The sequence below is a fragment of the Sphingomonas psychrotolerans genome (assembly GCF_002796605.1).
GTDB lineage: Bacteria > Pseudomonadota > Alphaproteobacteria > Sphingomonadales > Sphingomonadaceae > Sphingomonas > Sphingomonas psychrotolerans.
Genome location: NZ_CP024923.1, coordinates 341,969 through 364,664, shown reverse-complemented (window position 1 = coordinate 364,664; position 22,696 = coordinate 341,969). Strand labels below are relative to the sequence as shown.

The 22,696-nt window shown below is 65.9% G+C and carries 21 protein-coding genes; 7 read left to right on the top strand and 14 right to left on the bottom strand.

Annotated features, from left to right (window positions below; genetic code table 11):
• Positions 1-29: 29 nt before the first annotated feature.
• From CVN68_RS01675 to CVN68_RS01645, 7 genes are all read right to left on the bottom strand, one after another.
• Positions 30-785, bottom strand: coding sequence for a nucleotidyltransferase family protein (locus CVN68_RS01675; RefSeq protein WP_100280667.1), 756 nt, complete (start codon positions 783-785; stop codon positions 30-32).
• Positions 782-1,756, bottom strand: coding sequence for an aminoglycoside phosphotransferase family protein (locus CVN68_RS01670; protein ID WP_199560270.1), 975 nt, complete (start codon positions 1,754-1,756; stop codon positions 782-784). Before CVN68_RS01670 ends, CVN68_RS01675 begins: the two co-directional genes overlap by 4 nt.
• A complete protein-coding gene (gene tsaE, locus CVN68_RS01665) occupies positions 1,753-2,196 on the bottom strand; it encodes a tRNA (adenosine(37)-N6)-threonylcarbamoyltransferase complex ATPase subunit type 1 TsaE (protein WP_100280665.1) in 444 nt (147 codons plus the stop codon). Before tsaE ends, CVN68_RS01670 begins: the two co-directional genes overlap by 4 nt.
• Before the next feature lie 38 nt (positions 2,197-2,234).
• A complete protein-coding gene (locus tag CVN68_RS01660) occupies positions 2,235-4,571 on the bottom strand; it encodes a PAS domain-containing sensor histidine kinase (protein ID WP_233503518.1) in 2,337 nt (778 codons plus the stop codon).
• An 80-nt stretch (positions 4,572-4,651) separates the two neighbouring features.
• Complete coding sequence (locus CVN68_RS01655) at positions 4,652-4,843, bottom strand: hypothetical protein (protein ID WP_158298655.1); 192 nt, start codon at positions 4,841-4,843, stop codon at positions 4,652-4,654.
• Positions 4,844-5,299: 456 nt separating this feature from the next.
• Complete coding sequence (ahcY, locus tag CVN68_RS01650; RefSeq protein WP_100280663.1) at positions 5,300-6,715, bottom strand: adenosylhomocysteinase; 1,416 nt, start codon at positions 6,713-6,715, stop codon at positions 5,300-5,302.
• Positions 6,716-6,823: 108 nt separating this feature from the next.
• A complete protein-coding gene (locus tag CVN68_RS01645) occupies positions 6,824-7,528 on the bottom strand; it encodes a DUF6683 family protein (protein ID WP_233503517.1) in 705 nt (234 codons plus the stop codon).
• A 242-nt stretch (positions 7,529-7,770) separates the two neighbouring features.
• Here CVN68_RS01645 and CVN68_RS01640 point away from each other — a divergent pair, with 242 nt between their 5' ends.
• On the top strand, positions 7,771-8,508 hold the full coding sequence (locus tag CVN68_RS01640) for a DUF6683 family protein (RefSeq protein WP_100280661.1): 738 nt from the start codon (positions 7,771-7,773) through the stop codon (positions 8,506-8,508).
• A gap of 118 nt (positions 8,509-8,626) precedes the next feature.
• On the top strand, positions 8,627-10,216 hold the full coding sequence (locus CVN68_RS01635) for a hypothetical protein (protein WP_100280660.1): 1,590 nt from the start codon (positions 8,627-8,629) through the stop codon (positions 10,214-10,216).
• Positions 10,217-10,226: 10 nt separating this feature from the next.
• Here CVN68_RS01635 and CVN68_RS01630 read toward each other — a convergent pair whose 3' ends face one another.
• Entirely contained in the window at positions 10,227-11,744 is a 1,518-nt protein-coding gene (locus CVN68_RS01630) for a TolB family protein (RefSeq protein WP_100280659.1), read from the bottom strand.
• A 107-nt stretch (positions 11,745-11,851) separates the two neighbouring features.
• Entirely contained in the window at positions 11,852-14,617 is a 2,766-nt protein-coding gene (locus CVN68_RS01625; protein WP_100280658.1) for a M10 family metallopeptidase C-terminal domain-containing protein, read from the bottom strand.
• A 189-nt stretch (positions 14,618-14,806) separates the two neighbouring features.
• Between CVN68_RS01625 and CVN68_RS01620 the strand changes: the two genes are divergently transcribed.
• The gene (locus CVN68_RS01620) at positions 14,807-15,484 is read left to right on the top strand and encodes a DNA alkylation repair protein (RefSeq protein ID WP_100280657.1); all 678 of its coding nucleotides are present in this window, start codon (positions 14,807-14,809) and stop codon (positions 15,482-15,484) included.
• Positions 15,485-15,498: 14 nt separating this feature from the next.
• Here CVN68_RS01620 and CVN68_RS01615 read toward each other — a convergent pair whose 3' ends face one another.
• Positions 15,499-16,059, bottom strand: a complete 561-nt coding sequence (locus CVN68_RS01615) for a YqgE/AlgH family protein (protein ID WP_100280656.1) — start codon at positions 16,057-16,059, stop codon at positions 15,499-15,501.
• Between the two features lie 96 nt (positions 16,060-16,155).
• On the opposite strand from CVN68_RS01615, the gene CVN68_RS01610 reads away from it, so the two are divergent.
• From CVN68_RS01610 to CVN68_RS24125, 4 genes are all read left to right on the top strand, one after another.
• A complete protein-coding gene (locus tag CVN68_RS01610; RefSeq protein ID WP_100280655.1) occupies positions 16,156-16,638 on the top strand; it encodes a peroxiredoxin in 483 nt (160 codons plus the stop codon).
• Positions 16,639-16,712: 74 nt separating this feature from the next.
• On the top strand, positions 16,713-16,970 hold the full coding sequence (locus CVN68_RS01605) for a hypothetical protein (protein ID WP_100280654.1): 258 nt from the start codon (positions 16,713-16,715) through the stop codon (positions 16,968-16,970).
• An 83-nt stretch (positions 16,971-17,053) separates the two neighbouring features.
• Positions 17,054-18,505, top strand: a complete 1,452-nt coding sequence (locus CVN68_RS01600) for an AMP nucleosidase (protein WP_100280653.1) — start codon at positions 17,054-17,056, stop codon at positions 18,503-18,505.
• Between the two features lie 121 nt (positions 18,506-18,626).
• Positions 18,627-18,758: a hypothetical protein gene (locus CVN68_RS24125; RefSeq protein ID WP_267893729.1), complete on the top strand. Its 132-nt coding sequence runs from the start codon at positions 18,627-18,629 to the stop codon at positions 18,756-18,758.
• A 6-nt stretch (positions 18,759-18,764) separates the two neighbouring features.
• Here CVN68_RS24125 and CVN68_RS01595 read toward each other — a convergent pair whose 3' ends face one another.
• The 4 genes from CVN68_RS01595 to CVN68_RS01580 are packed head-to-tail and all read right to left on the bottom strand — an operon-like array spanning position 18,765 to position 22,638.
• Positions 18,765-19,520 carry an SIMPL domain-containing protein gene (locus tag CVN68_RS01595; protein ID WP_158298652.1) on the bottom strand — a complete coding sequence of 252 codons (756 nt, stop codon included), beginning with the start codon at positions 19,518-19,520 and terminating at the stop codon, positions 18,765-18,767.
• 41 nt (positions 19,521-19,561) lie between these two features.
• On the bottom strand, positions 19,562-21,394 hold the full coding sequence (locus tag CVN68_RS01590; RefSeq protein ID WP_100280651.1) for a M2 family metallopeptidase: 1,833 nt from the start codon (positions 21,392-21,394) through the stop codon (positions 19,562-19,564).
• Positions 21,395-21,452: 58 nt separating this feature from the next.
• Positions 21,453-22,214, bottom strand: a complete 762-nt coding sequence (locus tag CVN68_RS01585; protein ID WP_233503516.1) for an alpha/beta fold hydrolase — start codon at positions 22,212-22,214, stop codon at positions 21,453-21,455.
• Positions 22,195-22,638 carry a GFA family protein gene (locus tag CVN68_RS01580; RefSeq protein ID WP_100280650.1) on the bottom strand — a complete coding sequence of 148 codons (444 nt, stop codon included), beginning with the start codon at positions 22,636-22,638 and terminating at the stop codon, positions 22,195-22,197. Before CVN68_RS01580 ends, CVN68_RS01585 begins: the two co-directional genes overlap by 20 nt.
• Positions 22,639-22,696: the final 58 nt, after the last annotated feature.

The following is a 22,696-nucleotide window of genomic DNA, read 5'->3' as shown; positions in this document are numbered from 1 at the left end:
TGGCAGTCGCAGGCCCCGGCGGCAACGCGTCACATCTCCGCCAGCACCGCCTCCGCCGCACCCACCGCCGCGGGCGTGCCGACGTCGAACCACAGCCCCTGATGGACCACGCCCCACAGCCGCCCCGCTTCGAGCGCGCGGTTGAAGAACAGGTTGGTCGAGAACGGCCCCTCGGGCCAGTCGCGGATCAGTCGCGGCGACAGGATCGACACACCGATGAACACGAACGGTGCCAACCGGCCCGGCTTGCGCCGCTCGGTGATCCGCCCCATCGCGTCGAGCCGGAAATCGCCGTGCCCTTTGTGACAATTGGCGCGCGCCAGCGGGACCAGCAGCAGCAGCGCATCCATCCGCGCATCGTCCCACTGCGCGGCGAGAGCACGGATCGCGTCGACCGGGCCATCGATCCACAGATTGTCGCTGTTGACGCACAGGAACGGCTGCTCGCCGATCAGTTCGCGCGCCTGGACGATCCCCCCGCCGGTCTCCATCAGCTGCTTGCGTTCGTCGGAGATCAGGACCTCGATGTCGCTCGCCCGGGCGCGCAAATGCGCCTCCATCTGGTCGGCGAGATAATGCACGTTGACGATCGCGCGCTTCACCCCCGCCGAGCGCAGATGATCGAACGTGTGGTCGATCAGCGTCTTGCCGGCGACTTCGACCAGCGGCTTGGGGCGCGTCGCAGTGAGCGGGCGCATGCGCTTGCCCAGCCCCGCCGCCATCACCATCGCGGTTTCGGGCACAGCCGCGTCGGGCTGCGGCCGCAACGAATAGATCGCGCTCATGCGCCGACGATCGTCAGCGGATCGCCGCGCAGCTCGACGGGCACGTTGGCGTCGAACCAGTCCGCGACGGGCTTGAGCGCAGGGTGCTTCAGGTCGCGCTCGAGATAACCCCAGACGCGCGGGCACAGCCCGGGATAGCGCTGCTTGCCGTCGCGCTTCCACAATCGTGTGAAGATGCCGACGATCTTGGCGTTCCGCTGCGCGCCGAGCACATGATAGGCGACATCGAACGCGCCGCCCGCCCCGGTAATCCGCTTGTAGCGGTCGAGCATCGCCGTCTCGAGCTCGGTCGCCACGTCGCGCCGCGCATCCTGCAGCAGCGAGACGAGGTCATAAGCGGGATGCCCCGCCAGCGCGTCCTGGAAGTCGAGCAGGCCCAAACTCTCGCTGCCTTCGATCAGCATGATGTTCTCGGCGTGGTAATCGCGCAGCACGGTGACGGGCGTATGACCCGCGAGCACCGGCGCAAGCACCGTATCCCACGCATCGACATAGCCCGGCATGTCGACTTCGAGCCCCACCGCCGGCGTGTACCATTCGGGCAGCAACGCCGCCTCGCGCCGATATTCGGCGAGATCGTAGGCGCGGATATCGGCGGCCGGGTGCTGGCCGAGCCGGATCAGCAGATCGACTGCTTCCTCGTACAGCCGCAGCTCGCTCTCGGGCGCCGCGTCCACCGTCTCGCGCAGTCGCGCGTCGCCGAAATCCTCGAGCAGGACGAGCCCGTGCTCCAGATTCTCGAACAGGATTCGGGGCGCCGCGAACCCGCGATCGGTCAGCCAGCGCGCGATCGATATGAACGGCCGCGGATCCTCGTGCGGCGGCGGCGCGTCCATCAGGATCGCGCTACGATCGTGATGCACCACGCGAAAATAGCGGCGGAACGACGCATCGCCGGCGAGCGGCCGCGTCTCGGCCCCCTCCCATCCGGCGGCGATCAGGAAGTCGGGTGCCGCGGCGGGCGGATTCATATCAGGGGCCATCGGTCCCTCCATGCCGCCGGCACCTTCGCTGTCAAGACACGCGCGCCGTCCGGCGTCGGTTCCAGGCTGAGCCACAGCGCATCGCGCCAATATGCGTCGCCCAGCCGCTCGGGCCATTCGACCACCAGCAGCGAATCGGCACGCGCATCGTCGAGCCCGAGTTCCTCCGCTTCGTCCGCATGCTCGATGCGATAGAGATCGACGTGCAGCACCGGAAACCGCACCTCGGGCCGGTCATAGGGCTGAACGATCGCAAAGCTCGGGCTCGGCGCCTCCTCTTCCAGCCCCAAGGCTGCGAGCAGGCCCCGCGCGATGCTGGTCTTGCCGGCGCCGAGCGGGCCGGACAGCGCAATCACGTCGCCTGGGCGGACCAGCTCCGCCAGCGCCGCACCCAGCGCCAGCGAGGCTTCGGGCGAAGCGAGCAACACCTAAAATCCTCCTCCCCGGAGGGGGATTGGAAGGTCTCTCACCGCGGCAACTCCACCGTTACCAGAGTCCCCTCGCCGGGCTCGGAGATCAATTCGATCCGTCCGCCATGCGCCTCGACGAACTGCCGTGCCAGCGGCATGCCGAGGCCCAGCGCCCGCTCGCCGCTCCGCGAAATCCCGTGCTGCGCGAAACTGTCGAACGCGCGGCGCACTGCGTCGCGGCTCATCCCCGGCCCATCGTCCGAGACGATCACCCGCGCCACGCGATCGTTGCCGTCGAGGTGGAGCAGCACTCGCCCGTCCTCGGGCGTGCAAGCCACTGCGTGGCGCAACAGATGCTCGATCACTTGCCGCAGCCGCCGCAGGTCGCCGGTCACAGTCCCTGCCGTCCCCGCATCCTCGACCACCAGGTCGATCTTCTTGGCCTTGGCGAGCGGCGCGATCGCCTCGGCGGCGGCGTTGGCGGCCAGTTCGAGATCGACCGGCACCTTCTCCAGCGGCGCGCCTTCGCTCTGGGTCAAGTCGAGCACGTCGTCGACCAATGCGCTCAGCCGGTCGACCGACGTCAGGATCGCCTCGGTATATTCGACGGCATTTTTGGTCAGCCGCCCGGCAAACCCGCCGTGCAGCATCTCGGTGAAGCCCTTGATCGAGGTCAGCGGCGTGCGCAGCTCGTAGCTCATATTGGCGACGAATGCGGTCTTCACCCGGTCCGCGGCGACTAGCGCCTCGTTGCGATCGCGCAGCGCCCGCTCGGCGCGGTGATGGTCGGTGGTGTCGAGCATCGTCACCAGTGCGTTGCCGTCGGGCAGCGGCACCGCGGTCACGTCGAAATGCCGCCCGTCGGCGAACGCTACGGTGCTCCCGCGCGTCTGCCGGTCCTTCGCCGCCAGCCGGATCAGGTCGCCCAGCACTTCGGCACGCCCCGGATTGGCTAGCTTCGACCCCACTGCCTTGACCAATTGGCCGATCTGCGGATGCCCGTCGAGGAACGCATCCTCGAAGCCCCACACCTGGCGGAATTTGCGATTCCACAGCTGGAGCCGCCCCTTGCCGAACACGCCGACCGCCTCGGCGAGGCTCTCGAGCGTCGCAGTCCGTACCTGCTGCATCTCGCCATGCTCGCGCTGCAGCTCGAATTGCTGGGTGCGATCCTCGAAGATCAGCAGCAGCCCGCCCTCGGGCAGCGGCTGCGCGACGACGCGCAGATGCGTGCCGGCGACGCTCCACGTCTCCTCCACGGCGTCGGGCGCAGTGAACCATTCGCGCCGCTCGGCCTTCCACGCCGGATAGTCACGAACTTCGGGTACGCGGTTGGCCTCGCGCATCCGATCGAGCACCCGGTCGAATTCGGGGCGGTCGGCCAGCCACTCGACCTTCATCGCGAACATGCGGCGAAACGGCTGGTTGCAGAAAGCGAGGCTGCGATCGGGCGCGAACTGCGCGACGCCCGCCGAAAGCCGGTCGAGCATCGCCCGCTGGGCCTCGCCGAAGCGCTTCAATCCGCCGCGCATCTGCTCGTAATCTTCGATGTCCACCGCGAAGCCGGCGACCCCGCCGGTCGGCAGCGGCACGTCGTGGAGCCGCAGCATCCGCCGCGCGCCGCCGATCGTCGCAGGCATGGCGGTGGTCTGTGCCTCGCCGGTATCGCGCGCGATTGCGGCATTGGCGAGCGGCCCGCCTAGTCCGGCGCCTTCGACCAGCTCAAGCCCGTGCGCCACCACCTCCTCGCTGTCGCCGCCCTCGACGGCGCTGACATAGGCCGAATTGACCATCAGCAGCTTCAGATCGGGTCCGCGATACCACATCGGCATCGGCGCCGCTTCGATCAGCGCGGTAAGCGCATCGAAGGCAGCGCGCAGCCGCGTGGTCTCATGCTGCAGCCGGTCGATCTCGCTCTGGCTCTCGGTCGCGTCGAGGAACCACAGAACCACGCCGCTTTGTCCGCGCGCGCCATCGGGGACACGCTCGCCGATCACCAGCAGCGCGCGCTCGGCCCCCTGCGCGCGAACCGCCAGGCTGAACGGCTGCCCGGCTTTCTGCGCGGCGGTCACGTAATTTTCGAGCGCCTCGGCGTCGCCGGCGACGAGACCGCTTTCGATCCCGGCAAGGTCCGAAAGCTCTCGGGGCAGCAGATCGAGGCCCAGCCAATCGGCCAGCCGCCGCGGAACCTCGACTCGTCCATCGGGGCGGACGATCATCGCCTGTGCCGGCGAATTGGCCAGCAACCCCGTCAGGCGGGTGTTGCGATCGATCGCCTCGCGCGCTTGCGCACGTGCCCGCAGGCCAGCGAACAGCATCCACGTCGCGCCGAGCAGCAGCACGGCCAGCACCGCCCCCGCCACTATCGCCGCCGATTGCGGAAGCTCGATCAACCGGCCACTCCACGGCTTCGCTGTGCCATCATCGCCATTCCTTAGGCAAAGCCTGGCGGATCGGAAAGCGACTTGGTGGTCTAGGCGCCCATGTCTCCATTTGGCTTGCGCAACAGACGCTGCAGCAGAGGCATGCGTGCGGAAATGGGAAGCGTCGCGAGTTCCGGCGCCGGAACGGCCTCGTCGGGCTGGTCGACCGAGAGATGCAGCATCAGCCGCCGCGTCTCGTCTTCCAGCCCATCCTCTTCGGGGGCGCCCATGGCCGTACGCAAGATCTCGGCGATCCGTTCGCGTGCGTGCCCGGCATCGTGGCTCGCTTCATCTCTCACAATCCAGGCAGCAACGAAGCAAGCGCCTGCTCAGCACCAACCGCCGCAGGGTCGACGCGACGGTCCGAAGCAAATGCCGGATCGGTGGACTGGAGCGGTCGACGTTCCACCGCGCACCACGCAAAAAGGCCCGCTCGCGCCAAGCCCTTCCCCCTATTACGCAGTACCGCGCACCTTGCGACGCAGCGGATCGTCAGAACAGTCTGGCCTTGATGTGCTGCACAAACTACCCAACTTCGTGCTCGTTACGTTCTGTCGTGTTTCCGATCCGCTGCAATGCAACACCGTTGGCGGCCGTGATAAGATAGCGCTGCTGCAACACCTTGTGGTTGCTGAAACGAAAAAGAGCCGCGCCTCCCGGTGGAGACGCGGCCCGTTTTCAACTGATGCTCGAAAGCCTCAGTAGCGATAATGATCCGGCTTGAACGGCCCTTCGACCGGCACGCCGATATAGCCGGCCTGCTTGCTCGTCAGCTTCGACAGCTTCACGCCGAGCTTCTCGAGGTGCAAAGCCGCGACCTTCTCATCGAGATGCTTCGGAAGCACATAGACCTGGTTCTGATAGTTCTCGCCCTTGGTGAAGAGCTCGATCTGCGCCAGCGTCTGGTTGGTGAACGACGCCGACATCACGAATGACGGGTGGCCGGTGGCGCAGCCCAGGTTCACGAGGCGGCCCTTGGCGAGGATGATGATCTGCTTGCCGTCGGGGAATTTGACCAGGTCGGTGCCCGGCTTCACTTCGTCCCACTCGTAGTTACTGAGCGCGGCGATCTGGATCTCGCTGTCGAAATGGCCGATGTTGCAGACGATCGCCATTGGCTTCATCGCCTTCATGTGATCGGCGGTGATCACATCGGCATTGCCGGTCGCGGTGCAGAAGATGTCGGCGCGCTGGACGGCCTCTTCCATCGTCACGACTTCGAAGCCCTCCATCGCCGCCTGCAATGCGCAGATCGGATCGACTTCGGTGACCATCACGCGCGCGCCGCCGTTGCGAAGCGACTGGGCGCTGCCCTTGCCGACGTCACCGAAGCCGGCGACGCAGGCGACCTTGCCGGCGAGCATCACGTCGGTGGCGCGGCGGATCGCGTCGACCAGCGATTCCTTGCAGCCGTAAAGATTGTCGAACTTCGACTTGGTGACGCTGTCGTTGACGTTGATCGCCGGGAACGGCAGCTCGCCCTTCTTGGCGATCTCGTACAGGCGGTGAACGCCGGTGGTGGTCTCTTCCGAAACGCCCTTCAGATTCTTGACCGTCTCGGTCAGATAGCCGGGATACTTCGCGATGAACGCCTTCAGCGCGCGCTGGAACTCGACTTCCTCGTCATTCTCCGGCTCGCCCAAAGTCGCGCCGGCTTCGAGCTTGGCGCCCCACAGCGCGAACATCGTCGCGTCGCCGCCATCGTCGAGGATGATGTTGGCGGTGGTGCCGTCGCTGTCGGCGCCCCAGTTGAAGATGTCGCCGACATAGTCCCAATAATCAGCCAGGCTCTCGCCCTTCACTGCGAACACCGGCACGCCGGTCGCGGCGATCGCGGCGGCGGCATGGTCCTGCGTCGAGAAGATGTTGCAGGTCGCCCAGCGGACCTGCGCGCCGAGCGCGGTCAGCGTCTCGATCAGCACTGCGGTCTGGATCGTCATGTGGAGCGAACCGGTGATCCGCGCGCCCTTGAGGGGCTGCGACGCGCCGAATTCGTCGCGCAGGCTCATCAGGCCCGGCATCTCGGTCTCGGCGATTTCGATTTCCTTGCGGCCGAAAGCGGCGAGTTCGATGTCCTTGATGACGTAATCGGTCTTGTCGAGCACGGTAGCCACGGGCTGAATCTCCAGCAGTAAAAGGGTCGGCGCGCCGGACTCGCCGGCCGCGATTGGCGCGCCCTACAACGTCGGATGGGAATGCGCAAGTCAGATATAAAGATATCTTTATATGTCTGCGCTGAAGCCCGCCGCAGTCAGCCTGAGCCGCCGCAGGTCGAGGTTCATCCCCTGACGAAAGCGTGCGGCGGCAGCGTCGGAGAGCCGGGCGGCGGCTCCGGCATCGCGCCGGGCGGTGGCGTCGGAAAAGGCCGAACCTTGCGCGACGAAATTGAGCATGAAGGTCTCGGCCATCTCCTGTCGCGCGGCATCATCCAGCTTCGCAAAGGCGGGGCTCGCCGCCAGTGCCCGCGACACTTGCCCGCGCACCGCCTGAACCTGCGCCCGGCTGGCGAACGGCACCTTGTTGGCGATCTGCCAGTTCTGCACCCAATACGCCGCCATCGCATCGGCCACGTCACCGCGCCGCAGCCCGTCGACCGCGACATGCTTTTCCCACGCACCCAGCAGATCCTGCTGCAGAACGGCGTTGCGCAAGCGGCCGGCATTGGCAGGGTCCGCCTTTGCCACGAAGTCGCCGAATTGCGCGCGAACCCTCGCCGAAACCACCGGAGACCCGCGATACCGCGTGCTCGCCGTCGCATTGGAGCGCGGCTGCGCGCTTGCCGGGCGCCCGGCCCGGCTGCGGACCGTCGCCCCCAGCACATTGTTCATCTGCCCGACCGACGCCATCGAGGCGCCGAAGTCGATATATTGGCTTCCGATAGCCGGAAAATCCTGCGCCGCCACGGGCGCTCCGGCGAGCAGGACCACGAAAGCTGCAAGACGATATCGCATCCCGAACAATCTCCGATCCCGCTCGAAAAGGGCCCCAATGATTACGCCGGAACGCCACGTGGGCCACCCGCCGGCGCCCGCGCCTCGCCCCGCGAAAGCGGCGCCACGCCGCATCCCGGACGACTGACCGCCCCGAAAACGCGTCGGGCGCCATCGCCCGCCCCGCGGCTTTCCGATAGATCAGCATCCGCAAAGATCGGTCCACGGGAGATGATTGCATGCCGTTTCGCGTCGCGATCCTGGCCCTTCTCACGAGCCTCGCGTCGCCCGCCGCGGCGCAGGACATGCCCACCGTCCTGCCCAACAATTATGTGCTTTCGGACATTCTCAACAGCCAGCGGATCGACGCGGCGATCGGCACGCGCCCGGCACGCGCGGGCGCTCCTGCACGCCCGACGCGCAAGACCGCAAATCCCCCCACCACCCGCGCCCAGACCAGCTATCGCCCTTCGCCCGCCGTGAGCGCGCGCGTACGGCGGCAGTTCATCGCCGCGATGGGTGGGAAGATCGGCGTCGCCAATGCCCGCCCGCTGGCCGCGGCGATCGAGCGCACCGATCCGGTGGCGAACTGGTCGCAGCTCGTCGCTGCCGACGGCTTGCGCACCGGCGATATGGCCGATGCGCTGACCAGCTACTGGATACTCAACTGGGTGATGGCGAATAGTGCCGACAGCAATCGCGCGCAGGCGTTGGCGGTGCGCGAGCAGGTCCGTTCGATCCTTGCCGCCAATCCGGGCCACGCGGCGCTCGGCGAGGCGCAGCGCCAGGAGATGTCCGAGACCTTCATCCTCAATTTCCTCGTCCAGCACGCCGCCTATACCGACGCGCTCAAACGCGGCGACCGCGCCATCCAGCGCCGGCTGGGTGATGCGGCGGTCGCGCGCTTCCGCGACGAGATGGGTGTCGACCTGCGCCGGCTCCGGCTGGGCAATACCGGCTTCGTGCCGGCCGGATAGGCCGTCCACCCGCCAGCCGTCCTGCGTTCCACAGGGGCATCGCAGCCTCGCTTCGCGCGATTGACAGCTTTGTGCAGCCCTGCAAATCTCGCTCCGGGGACAGGGGGAGTATCGACAAATGAAGCCTTTCGCGCGCTCGTCGCTGAGCGCAATCGCCATTGCCTGCGTCATCGCGGCGCCCGTTCATGCCGCTCCGGAGGGTCGCGCCGGGCCAGACGAGGAAAAGCCGGGCTCGCTCTATCTTCAATGCGACGGTCAACCGAACAACATGACCACGGGAGAGTCGGCGGCGAGATTGTTGGGCGCCGTGACGTTGCTGGGCCTGTTCGCGCCGCGCCCCGAGGCGGCCGATGCATCGAAACGAAAGCGCGCCGAGGAAGGCGTTGCGGCATGCACGCCGCTGATCGAGGGCGAGCGCATGGAAGGTAATGTCTCCCGCCGGGTCGATCTGATCCTCGGCCGTGCCGTCCATCACATCGAAGCGAAGAAATATGAAGCCGCGATAGCCGACGCCGCGCTGGCGCGCGCGGAAGCGCGCAACGCGGGCCTGATGGCCGATCCCTATTATGCGCGCTCGCGCGGTCGCGCCTCGGACCTGGTCGAGGCCGCGGCCCTGTATCGCCTGAACCGCGCCGACGAAGCCCGTGAAGTGGCATTGCGCGGCAGCCCTGCGATCCGGCACTCGGTGCTAAGCTTGCTCGGCGTGCCGCAATATCTTCTCGACGGGCCCTCGCTGTCAGAGGCGGAGACCAGCTATCTGACATGGCGAAGCCGCAGCGCCGCCGTCGTATCGGGCCTCGAAGCCGATCGTCTCGAAGAAGCGGGCCGATTCGCCGAGGCGGCGCAGGTGCGCGACGCGCTCGTCGACTTCGATCGCAGCTTCCGGCCCGATCTGCTCAATTCGGCGTGGCTTGCCAAGGCGGCCGTCACCCATGCCCTGGCCGGGCACGCCGATATCGCCGCGGAACGCATCGCGGCGGCACGCGCCAATTTCGACAAACGGCGGACCGAGGGCAAACCCGAGTCCGGAGGTTCGGAGATCGTCGAGCTGCTGGATCTCCACGCGATCCTTCAGATGGCGGCGAGCGGTGACCTTGCCGGCGCACGCCGCTTGTTCTCGGCGCGCTCGCAATGGGTCGCCGCTTCGTTCGGCAGCGTCGTCGAGACCAATCGCCGACTCCGCGCCGGCGCCCCGCCCGCGGATCTGATTGGCGGCCTCGCGCGTGATCCGGAAGCGCTGTGGCGCGAGCGCCTCGATACCAGGCGCGCCGAGGTCCTCGCCAAGGATAGCGACAACAAGACCTTGTTCTGGCTCCTCCCCGGGATGGACCCGGCGAGCAGCTATCAGGCGGTGTCGAAGCAGGTCTGGCGCACCGACAAGTCCAAACTGGTGATCAAGATCGACAAGCCGGCGGCAGGCTCGCTCCAGATGGAGCAAATGTTCCTCTACGCCAGCGGCGATGTCGCCCTCGATGCCTATTCGCTGCATGCCGCATTGCTCGCGAAGAAGCGCGGCCATCAGGGCTTCGTGATCATGCCGCTTTTCGCCGGAGGGTTTACCTCGGCGGGCTTCAAGACCGGCAACCGCGGCGAACCGGGCATGACGGCCGCGCTCTTCAATGATGCGGACGAAGTGATCGCCGATCTGTCGCCGCTGATCCCCGATCCCGAAACCCTCAAGGCGATCAAGGCGCGGCAAAAGAAATGATGCGTGCCGCTCACCGCAGCAGTCGATAGCTCACGAACGCCACTTGCTTCCCGTCGGGCGACCAGCTCGGCACGTTGATCGTCCCCTGCCCGCCAAACAGCCGCGTCAGCACCCTGGGTGGCGCGCTGCCGTCGACGGGCATGAGCTTCAACGCCACGTCCTCGCGATTGGGCGGGTGATCGGTCAGCGCGACATCGAGCCCGAACGACACGAACACGATCCACTTGCCGTCGGGCGAAAGGTGCGGAAACCAGTCGCGCCGTTCGGCATCGCGGGTGAGTTGCACGGGGTTCGACCCATCGGCGTTCGCCCGCCAGATCTGCATCGCGCCGCTGCGGGTCGAGTTGAAATAGAGATACTTGCCGTCGGGCGAATATTCGGGGCCGTCGTCCACCCCCGGCCCGACGATCAGCGGCCGAGCCGGACCGCCCGCCAGATCCTTCGCCCAGATGTCGTAGCTGTCGTCGTCGGTGCCGACGCGGACATAGGCCAGGGTCTTCCCGTCCGGGCTCCAGCCATGCCAATAGGACCGCGCCTTGGGGTCGCTCACCATTTCGCGCGGGGCGTCCGATCCGCCGAGCGGCAGCACGAATATCCGCGATAGATTATCGGGCTCGGACTGGTCCGAGATCACCAATCGCGTTCCGTCCGGCGAGATGCCGTGATCGTTGTTGTTCTTGATGTTGCGCCCGGTCGGAATCGCCGCCGGTTCGCCGCCTTCCACCGGAATCCGCCAGATCCGGCCCTCGGAATTGTAGACCAAAGCCTTGCCGTCGCGCGTCCAGTTCGGCGCCTCGATCTTGCCCGGGAAATGGCGGACCACTCTGCGGCTCTGCACGCCCGCCACTTCGATCACCTCGAGCGTACTCTCGACCTTCGCCGGATATCCGGTGTCGGGCACGTAGGCGAGGCTCGGCACTCCGATCTCGACGTTGGCGAAAATCGCCGTCTCGGTAACGGTGTCGTCATGCGCCGACACTGCCAGCCCGGCCAGAACCGGCGCCTGAAACGCGATCCGATAACTCCCGCCGGCATGAACCAGCTTGCCGTCCGCGCCCGCCACCGAGAAAGTGACGAAGTCCCCCTCGCGCTCGAGCCGCACCCGCCGCGGATGCGTGATGGCGGAGATGATTTGCCGGGTCGGCCCGTCCTGATCGGCGCGATATTGCAGCGAGACCATTCCGTCGCCGTGCACCATGACATCGGCATAAGGGGACCCCGGGGTGCGGTTCTGGCGGATCATCGGTCCGGCCTTGCGGTGCGGATCCTTGCCCTTGCCTTCCCACGCGATGTCGGCGGCGATGTGGAGATCGCCCGATCGCTGCACCCAGGCAAAGTGGAACGCGTCCTTCTCGCCCCAGATGTTCGCCCCGCTCGCAGTGATCCGGTAGCGGCCGGCGTCGTGATTGACGCGCCCCGGGGTCGCGGTCTCGCCGATATCGGCATGGTTCGAAAAGATCCCGACGGTCTGCGCCGCCACCGGGTTCGCGCCGAGCATCATCGCGCACGCAAGCAAATGCCTGATCATATGCCCCCCTCGCATGGCCGGCATCGCTTCCGGTCTCAGGAGCATGTTAGCGCTAACTGACGCCGGAGCGAAACCCTTTCACAGCCTCGCTCCTCGCGTCGCCTGGCTCAAAGATAGAAGTCGGTTCCGATCAGCGCGATATTGCCTTGCAGGGCGATGCCGAAGTCCGCGACGCCGTCGCCGTCCACGTCCCCGCTGACCAGCGTCTGCCCCGCCGAAACCTGATACCGCAACTGCCCGGCTATCCCGCTGAACGCCGCCGTCCCGATGAAGCTGAACGCCTGGTTGCCCGAGGCCGCGAGGTCGGCGTCGATCGCGGAAAGGTTGATCTTGTCGCCTTCGGAGCGCTTGAAGTCGGCGATGCGATCGCGGTCGACCCACAAGGAATCGCTCACTGCGGCATAATGGAATTGATCCGCGCCGGTGCCGCCGAACAATTCGTCGGCGCCTGCCCCGCCCCAGAGCATGTCGTTGTTCGCGCCGCCGTCGATCGTGTCGTCACCGCCGCCGCCCCGAAGCTGGTCATTGCCGCCGAGGCCGAAGATGCCATCAGCCCATTGGGTGGCTCGTGGCTGCCCCGCGACCGTGCTCGTCTCGCTGATGATGTCCGACCCGGTGGTACCGTTGATCCGCACACCATGCTGGTCGACATCGGTGACGCTGATCGTCAGCCGCTGAATGTCGCTGCTCCCCGAGGTCGAGTATGCGGCGACGGTCACGTCGTAGCGATTGTCGTGATCATAGTCCGTCGGCCTCTCGAAATCGGGCGCACTCGTGAAGCGCAGCTCGCCGCTCCTGGTATCGATGGTGAAACGGTGCGCATCTGCGCCGCCGACGATAAAGAACTTGTCGAGCGTCTCGGGACCGCCGACCGTCATCGTGGTGGCGAGCTGGAGGTTCTCGGCCATCGACAGCGCAGCGGTATCGCCGCCGCCGTTCGAGGTGATGCCGAACTCGCTGACATTCTCGACGCGGACGCGCAGCAACTGGCTCGCGCTGTGCTCATGCGTCGAGGCGTAGACGGCGACGTCATAAATATTGTCGCGATTCTGGTCCGTCGCCTGCTCGAAATCCGGCGCTGTGACGAAGCTGAGGCGGCCGGTGACCGCGTCGATCGTGAACAGCGAGGCGTCCGCGCCGCCGCCGATCGAGAATCGTGTGTCGCTCGAAATTTCCTTCACCGCAACGGTCGTCACGGAGCTGCTATTCTCGGGGAGCAGCACCATCGCACTTGAATCGCCGCCGTTGGAAACGATCTGCGGGATGCCGACATCGCCGACGCGGACGCTCAAATGCTGAAAATCGTGCTGACCCGTCCCCTCACCGGTCGAATCGACCGCGACGATCGTCACGTCATAGACGCCGTCATGGTCCGCATCGGCCGGCTGCTCGAAATCGGGATCGGCACGGAATAGCAGCCTGCTTCCGTCGAACCCGAACAGCGCCGCGTCGGCACCGCCGTAAATGTAGAACTGGGCCGGGTTGGCCGCGCCCTGCACCGCGACGTCGGTCACGAAATGGGTGTTTTCCGCAACGATTATGCTCGCGCTATCCCCGCCGCCATTGGAAATGATGCCGAACTCGATCACGTCGGCGACCGTGATGGTGAGCGTCTGGCTGACCGTCATCCACTCGGCGGAGGCGATCACTTCGACGGTATAGACATTGTCGGGATCGGTCTCGCCGGGTCCCCCCTGGGGAGCCTCGAAATCAGGCGCGTCCTTGAACTGCAGCAGGCCGGTGACCGAGTCGAGCGTGAACAGCCACCATTCTCCCGCATTGGACAGGCGATAGCTTATCGCGCCTTCCTCGCCGTGGGTGGCGCGGACCGTCGTGACGCCGATGCTGCCTTCCTGCACCTGCACCGCCGCCGTCTCGCCCCCGCCATCGGAGGTGAAATGAAACGAATCATAGCCGTAGAGCGCGTTGGTGACCGAGATCGACATCGCCTGCGTCGTGGTGCCGCTCTGGTCGGTCGCGGCGACGATCACTTCGTAGGCGCCATCGCCGTCCGCATCGCTCGGCGCTTCGAAATCGGCAGCCGCGTTGAAGAGCAGATCTCCCCATCCGTTCACCGTGAAGAGCGCCGCATCGGCGCCGCCGGCGATCGAATAAAGGATCTGCTCGCCGTCGATGTCGCGCGCCTCCAGCGCTACGATCTGCGTCTGATTCTCCTGAACCAGGATTTCAGCCGGCGTGATAAAAGTGGGCGCGTCGGGCGCGTTCATCATCCCGTACGCCATCTTCACGGTGTCGCTGAACACCCCGTCGCTCGCCGTGACGTCGACATAATAGACGGTGGGCAGGCGGCTCCCGCCCGGCGCTTCGGCATCGGGGGCGACGAGGAAGCGCAGTTCGCCGGTCGCCTGATCGATCGCGAACTTGTCGGCATCATACCCGCTCAAGGTGAAATGGACCGGATCGCCATCGGCGTCGACCGCCTGGATCGTATCGACCAGCGTCGTGTTCTCGTAGAAGGAATGGCCCTGATAGGTCCCGGTATTGCCAAGGATGTGAACGCCTTCGTTGACGTTGGCCACGGTGACCGAAATCGACTGGATCTCGCTCTCGCCGTTCACGCCGCTCAGCGCGATCCGCAGATGATGCATATTGTCGCCGTCGAAATCGCCCGCGGCCTCATAGTCCGGCGCGCTCGCGAACTGCAGTGCGCCGGTAGCGGGATCGATGACGAACAAGCCGGCATCGTCGCCGCCGACGATGGCGTAACTGGAAATGCTGTCGATCCCGCTCCTCGAAACGATCATGGCAACATCGGTCTGATTTTCGGCGACGGTGAACATCACCGCTTCCTCGGTGGCCGGCGCATCGTCATCGGCACTGTACCGAAGCTCGCGATTGTTGAACGTCGCCATGTGATTCCCCTCTTGCCCCGCAGCGCGTACCATCAGATTACTTTGGCTATGTTGCAATCATTCTACCGTAAAAGGTTAAAACGCTCCTGATACGCAGTCGAACCAGCAAGATATTTGCGGATCTCCAGTCTCTGAACCTCGAAGCGAAACCATTTGGCAGGATCGGACAGCGGCTTATCCTGCGCGACAATGGCCCATGACACCGCCTCCATCCTCCGCGCGCTCGCGGCGCATGCCGATCCGGTGTTTCGCGACAAGATGGGTCCGCGCTTCGGGATCGTCACTGCGGACCGTGTCCTCGGAGTCCCGATGGCGCGGATCCACGCCGTCGCCAAGCCGCTTGGCCGCGATCCCGATCTGGCCGAGGCGTTATGGCAAAGCGGTGTCTACGAAGGCCGGATGGTCGCCTGCATGGTGGACGATCCGGCCACGGTGACGCCCGAACGGATGGACCGCTGGCGCGCCGATTTCGACAATTGGGCAGTCACCGACACGGTCTGCTTCAAGTTGTGGGACCGCACCCCGCACGCCTTCGCGATGATCGATCGCTGGGCGGGACTCGCCGACGAATTCGGCCGGCGCGCGGCGTTCGTGCTGCTCGCCAGTTCCGCGGTGCACCGCAAGGGCGAGGATGGAGATTACCGCACCCGGCTGCCGCTGATCGAGGCCGCGGCCAGCGATCCGCGCAATTTCGTCAAGAAGGGCGTCAGCTGGGCGCTCCGCGCGATCGGCGTCAGGAGGAGTCCCGCCCTGCGCGCCGCCGCGCGCGATCTCGCCGCCACCCTCGCCGCATCCCCCGACAAGACCGCCCGCTGGATCGGCAAGGACGCCCTGCGCGAGTTCGCCCGGGCCGATGCGAAGGGCTGATTCTCAGTCGCGACTCACGCCGTCCCGGTGCTGTTCGCCAGCAGCCGCGGATCGATACCGGCGATCTCGAATCCCTCCACCCAGCGCCGCCGGGCATCGACGTCGTAGAGCAATTTCGTGTCGCCGCTGGTGCTGAACCAGCCATGCCGGGTCATCTCCTCGTCGAGCTGGCCCTCGGCCCAGCCGGCATAGCCGAGCGCGATCAGCCAGTGGCTCGGACCCTTGCCTTCCGCAATGGCCTTCAGCACGTCGATCGTACCCGACAGCGCCCAGCGTCCGTTCACGTCGATCGTGTCCTGCCCACCCCAATCGGTCGAATGGAGCACGAAGCCGCGCCGCGGCTCGACCGGGCCGCCGAAATGGACCGGCGCGTCGGGTGCGTCGCCCGGGTCGATCTCGAATTGTTTGAGCAATTCGTGCAGCCCCAGCCCCTCGATCGTCTCGCCGATACCGATGCCGAGCGCACCTTCGTCGTCATGCGCGCACATTGCGATCACCGCGCGTTCGAAGCGCGGGTCGCCGATCCCCGGCATCGCGAGGAGGAACTGGCCGGTGAGGTAGGGTGTCGAATCCATGCCCGGTCAACTTATCGCTTCGGTTTCGGGTCCGTCACGCTTGAAAATGTCATCGTCCGCGCCGATTGGAGCCCAGACCCTCAAAAGGAGAGTGAAATGACCATTCAGGTTGGCGACCGCATTCCCACCACCCAGCTCGTCAAGGTGACCGACGAAGGCCCCGAGCAGATCAGCTCGGACGAATATTTCGCCGGCCGCAAGGTCGCGCTGTTTTCGGTGCCCGGCGCTTTCACGCCGACCTGCTCGGCCAAGCACCTCCCCGGCTTCGTCGAAAAGGCCGATGAATTGAAGGCCAAGGGCGTCGACGAGATCGCCTGCACCGCAGTCAACGACGCGTTCGTGATGGGCGCGTGGGGCAAGGCTTCGGGCGTCGACGGCAAGGTGACGATGCTCGCCGACGGCAACGGCACCTTCGCCAAGGCAGTGGACCTCGAGATGGACGGCAGCGGCTTCGGCCTCGGCACCCGCGGCAAGCGCTATTCGATGGTCGTCAATGACGGCGTCGTCGAGCAGCTTCATGTCGAGGCGCCCGGCCAGTTCGAGGTCAGCTCGGCCGATTATCTGCTCGGCCGGCTGTAAGGATCGGCTGCGAAACGGAACTGCCGTGCGGGTGCGCGAGTTGATCCAGGTAACTTCTGCGAAAGGGAAGCTTCATGGCCAACAACAATAGCAACAGTACGAGCGGTTCCGGCAACGGCGAGAGCGCCAGCCAGAGCCAGGGATCCGAAAAGTCATTCCTCGCCGCGGCGCAGGAGACCGTCGCCGGCGCAGTCGATGCCACGGTGCAGGCAGTGAAGGAACACCCGGTTGCGGCAGCGGCAGTTGCCGCGGGTGCTGCGGCCGCGGTCGGCGGCGCGGTCTATGCCGCCACCCAATTGGGCGGCGACAAGGAGCCGCAGTCGAAGAAGTGAGCTATCGGCCCCCTTCCCCGCGGGAGGGGGCTGGTCTTGCCCCAAGTCTTGCCAGAGTCATCTTGGCGCATTAGCGATCCAAGATGACACAAGCATCTGACATCGTCGCCGAGCTGGACCGCCTCTATCGCGCCTCGGTCGACCGCCTGCAGGCCGCACTCAACCGCTATCTGACCGACGGCACGCCGCCTGCGCCGTCGAGCCGCACCGACGGCTCGTTCGCTTATCCCGAAATCCGGCTAACTTATCGCGGCGGCAATGATCGCCCCGCCCCGCCGCGCTCGTTCGGCAGGCTGGTCGATCCCGGCGAGTACCGTATCAGCGTCACCAAGCCGGCGATGTTCTCGGACTATCTGATCGAGCAGCTGACCTTCCTGATCGAGGATTTCGACGTCGAAGTCGACGCCGCCACCGGCCGGCAGGAAATCCCCTTCGCCTATGTCCTCGATCCAGGCCATGCGCTGCGTCTCGACGAAGTGTCGGCGACCGAGCTGGCCCGCCATTTCCCCGCGACCGAACTCGCCCATATCGGCGACGAGATCGCCGACGGGCTGTGGCTGTCGCACGACGGCACCCGCCCGCTCGCGCTGTTCGACGGGCTGCGCACCGATTTTTCGCTCGCCCGCCTCCGCCACTATACCGGCACGCCGACCGAGCACGTCCAGCAGTACATCCTGTTCACCAACTATCACCGCTATGTCGACGAATTCGTCCGCTGGGCCTGCTCGCAGCTCGGCCCAAATGAACAAGGCGAGCCCAGCCGCTTCACCGGCGTGTCCGGCGCGGGCGGGATCGTCGTCGAAAGCGCCGACGACATGGACCGGCTGATCTCCGACAGCGCATGGCGCCGCCACCAGATGCCGGCCTATCATTTGATGGCGCCCGGCCGCACCGGGATCACGCTCGTCAACATCGGCGTCGGCCCTTCGAACGCCAAGACGATCACCGATCACCTCGCAGTGCTCCGCCCCGAGGCGTGGCTGATGATCGGCCATTGCGGCGGCCTGCGCCCCAGCCAGCGCATCGGCGACTATGTCCTCGCACACGCCTATCTGCGCGACGATCACATCATGGACGACGTGTTGCCCCCCGAGATCCCGATCCCGGCCATCGCCGAAATCCAGGTCGCGCTTGCCCGCGCCGCGGAGACGGTGTCGGGACAGTCGGGCGACGAGCTCAAGCAGCGGCTGCGCACCGGCACGATCGTCACCACCGACGATCGCAATTGGGAGCTCCGCTATTCGGCGACCGCATTGCGCTTCTCATTGAGCCGCGCAGTCGCGGTCGACATGGAATCGGCAACGCTCGCCGCCCAGGGCTATCGCTTTCGCGTTCCCTACGGCACTCTGCTCTGCGTCTCGGACAAGCCGCTCCACGGCGAATTGAAGCTGCCCGGCCAAGCCAATCGCTTCTACGAGCGCGCAATCAACGAGCATCTCCGCATCGGCATAGAGACCGTCGAGGAGCTCCGCCGCGAAGGCGCCAAGCTCCACAGCCGCAAGCTCCGCGCGTTCAACGAGCCGCCGTTCCGGTAACGATCGTCATCCCGGCAAACGCAGGCAGCGAGCGAACGGCATGTGGCACGAGATCCCTGCGCTCGCCGGGATGACGGACAGGTTGTGCCGGCGCCGCATTGAGCTTCGAAAGGAGCACGCCATGATCGATCCCGAGCAACAGCCCGAAACCGAGACCCCGCACGCGCACCAACCCGACGGCACCGATTCCTCCGTCGAATTCGAGGCGGGGATCGCGGACGAAAACACGATCCCCGACGGAATGCCCGAATGACCCGCCTCAGCGGCTGAGCTGGAATTCCACTACCAGGCTGGCGTTGACGGTGACTTGATCGACGCCGCCTTCCTTCTTCGGCGCGACGATCGTCACCAATTCGCCGATCAGCGCGAGCGCGCCGGCGGTCGGGTCCTGCTTCTCGCTGACCTTGACGATCGCGCTGCGCTTGAGCCCCAGCGTCGCGGCGTAGGCATCGGCCTCGCTTTGTGCCTTCTTGATCGCCGCGGCCTTGGCGGCCCGGGTCGGCGCGACATAATCGGTGAGCAGCGGCAGCACGTCGTCGTCGAGCTTGCCGCCATTCGCCTCGATCGCCGCTTTGGCGCTCTCGATCGCGGTGCGCGTCGGCGCGTCGAACTGCAGCGTCTCGGTGGCGGTGGATTGCGGCGTCTCTTTGCTATCCTCGTCGAGCGTCTCGAGGCTGAAGCTCGGCTTCGACTTGGCGCCGGCGAAGGACGAGATCAGGCCCATCAGCGAGTTGGTCGTGCCGATATCGCCCTGCCCCTCGCGGATATTCAGCCCCGCCAGCGCCTGCATCAGCCTCGCGCGATTGGCCGCCAGCGCTGCGCCCGCGGCCGCCTCGTCCTTGCCCTTGGCAGTGAGCGTCACTGACATCCGGTAACGCTGCGCCGGCACGCTTACCTGGCCGGTCGAGACGATCTCGACCGAGACCTGCCCCGCGGTCGCCGACTGCGCCTGCGCCGCCAGCGGCACGCCCAATGGCGCCGCGAGCAGTGCCAGCGCGATTCCATGCTTGATCATGTCGTTTCCCTTTTTGGTAAAGATGTCAGGCAACTGCAGGCTCACCACCCGCCCGGCTGCCCCTTATTCTGCTGATCGAGCCATTTCTTGAGCGGCGCGAAATATTCCATCATCGGCTTGCCCGAAATCTCGCGCGTGCCGGTGAAGGCCTGAAGCGCGTCGGGCCACGGCTTCGACGCGCCCATCTCGAGCATCTTGTTCAGCCGCGCGCCGACTTCCTTGTTGCCGTAGAAGGAGCAGCGATGCAGCGGCCCTTTCCAGCCCGCCTGGTCGCACGCCGCCTTGAAGAACTGGAACTGGAGCAGCCGCGCGAGGAAATAGCGCGTATAGGGCACGCTGCCGGCGACGTGATATTTGGCGCCCGCGTCGAACCGCGTCTCGTCACGCGCCACCGGCGGCTTCAGGCCCTGATATTGGAGGCGCAGCTTGTCCCAGCCGGCCTGATAGCCGTCGGGCTTGATCTCGCCCGAAAAGATCTGCCAGCGATATTTGTCGACCAGCAGACCGAAGGGCAGGAACGCCACCTTGTCCATCGCCTGGCGCAGCAGCAGCCCGGTATCCTTGTCGGCACCCGGCACCGCGCTCTTGTCGAGCAGGCCGATCTGGACGAGATATTCGGGGGTGATCGAGAGCGCGACGAAATCGCCGATCGCCTCGTGGAATCCGTCATTCGCGCCGTTGCGGTAGAGCTGGGGCTGCGCCTTGTACGCGCGCTGGTAATAATTGTGGCCGAGCTCGTGGTGGATCGTGACGAAATCGTCGGCATTGACCTTGATGCACATCTTGATGCGCAGATCGTCCTTCTCGTCCAGATCCCACGCCGAGGCATGGCAAAGCACTTCGCGGTCGGCAGGCTTGAGGAACATCGAACGCTGCCAGAAGCTTTCGGGCAGTGGCGTGAAGCCCAGCGAGGAATAGAAGCCCTCGCCGGCCTGGACCATCTTCTTCCAGTCATAGCTCTTGGCCTTGAGCAGTTCGCTGACGTCATAGCCGACATCGCCCGAGCCCGCCGGCGCGACGACATCGTAGATGTTGCCCCATTCCTGCGCCCACATGTTGCCGAGCAGATCGGCGCGGATCGGACCGGTCTTCGACTGGACCGCATCGCCATATTTCTCGTTGAGTTTGCGGCGGACATAAGTGTGGAGCGCCACGTAGAGCGGCTTGACGTCGTCCCACAATTTATCGGTCAGCTTCGCGAAGTCTTCCGGCGGCATGTCATAGGCCGAGCGCCACATCGTGCCGGTGTCGGGAAAGCCGAGCCCCGTCGCGCCCTGATTGGCGATGTCGGTCATCTTCGCATAATCGCCGCGCATCGGGGCGCCGACATTGTCGTTCCAGCTGACCCACATCTCCTTCAGCGCTGCCGGATCGCGGCTGTCGCCCATCGCCGCCTCGATGTCGCTGCCGTTGATCGGCTTGCCGTTCAGCGTGCCCTTGCCCTTGGCGTACATCGAGCCGAGCCTGGTCGAAATGTCCGAAAGCTGCTGCGCGGCGCCCGGTGTGGTCGGCGCCGGGAGCGTGATCGCGCTGCGCAACATGGTGAGCTGGCGCTTCTGCTCGGCGCTCAGGCCCGGCGCGTTCTGGTATTTCGCCGCCTCCAGCGCATAGCGCACCGCCATCTCGGTGCCGCGCGCGCCATATTCGGCGGCGAGCGCATCGGTGTCGTCGATGATATAGGTCGCGTTGATCCACGCGACGCGCGACGCGATGAGATTGAACTCGGTATATTCCTTCTGGACGCGATCGATGAACGCCTGCGCCTCGGCGGCGGTGGGCGCGCTCGACGCGCTGTTCGCCGGCGCGGTCTGCGACACCGCGGGCGCGGCGAGGAACGAGACGAGCGCGAGCATCGAAATGCCGGTACGGATCATGTGAAGAGCCCCTGCGGATCTGTGGATGGCGCGACAGTCGCGCGCCGCCCGGCGGGCGTCAAGCGGCGAGGAAGTCGGCGATCGCGTCTCCGAGCTCCGGCCGGGAGACCGCGCTCATATGGTTGCCCGGGATCTCGACGAAACGGCCATCGGGCAACAGATCGGCCACGTGCTGCGCCGAGCCATTGTCGAAATCCTCGGCGCCGGTCACGACGAGCGTGGGGATGTCGATCGCAGCGATCTCGGCTTCGGCGGTGTCGACGAAGGTCTGCAAGATGAGCAGCAGCGCCTCGGGGTCGCCCTTGGTGGTTTTGAGGAAGGCCTCGGTCATCCATTCGGACGTCCCGCGCTCGAAGGTCCCCAGATTGGTGAGCACCCGCCGGAAATAGGTGCCGCGTCCTTGCGTGTCGGTCAGCCCCGCCAGCCCCATCCCGCACAGCAAAGCGCGCCGCGGCTTCGCGCCGTGGACCAGCATCCGCAGCGTCGTGCGCCCGCCGAGCGAATAGCCGCCGAGATCATAGTCGATCAGCCCGAGATGCTCGATCAGCGCAAGCCCGTCGCGCATCAGCACGTCGGGCGGATAGGCGGCGGGATCGTGCGGCTTGTCGCTCAGCCCGTGCCCGCGCAGATCGGGCAGGATCACGCGGAAGCCCCGCGCCGCCAGCTTCGCGGCATGGCCGTATCTGATCCAGTTGACCTCCGCCGTGGAGAAATAGCCATGGATCAGCACCAGAGGCCTGCCCTCCCCCATTTCGGTCCACACCAACTCGACGCCGTCGAAGCTGGGGAAGCGGTGCGTTTCAATCGGGAAGTCTGCCAATTTTTCTCATCCAGCGCTGAACCAGGCCCTGGTTCTGATCGGTCCGTGACGCCGGCAACTGGCTGGTGTCAAGCCAGTCGCGATGCCAGCTCTCGCAGCCCGAATGCTCGGTGGGCTTGAACCGGAACGGGTAATCGAAGCTGCCTACGGTCAGGTCCATCCGGTCGTGCTCATACGCCTCGTAGGTGAGCGGGGTACCGCACGCCGAGCAAAAACCGCGCTCCGCGATCGGCGAGGAGGCGTAGCGATCAGGCTCGCTATCCCAGCGCACGTCGGTCTTGAACAGGTTCACGAACGCGATCGAGACCCCGCCGGTCGCGCGTTGGCACATGCGGCAATGGCAGAGATAGGCCTCGTCGTCGTGCACTACTGCCCGGTAGCGCACCCGGCCGCACTGGCACCCGCCGGTCATTTCCTCAGCCATGATTGCTCTCCCTGCAATTGCTGCGGCGCACAAAGCAATCCCGTCCTGGATAGCAATC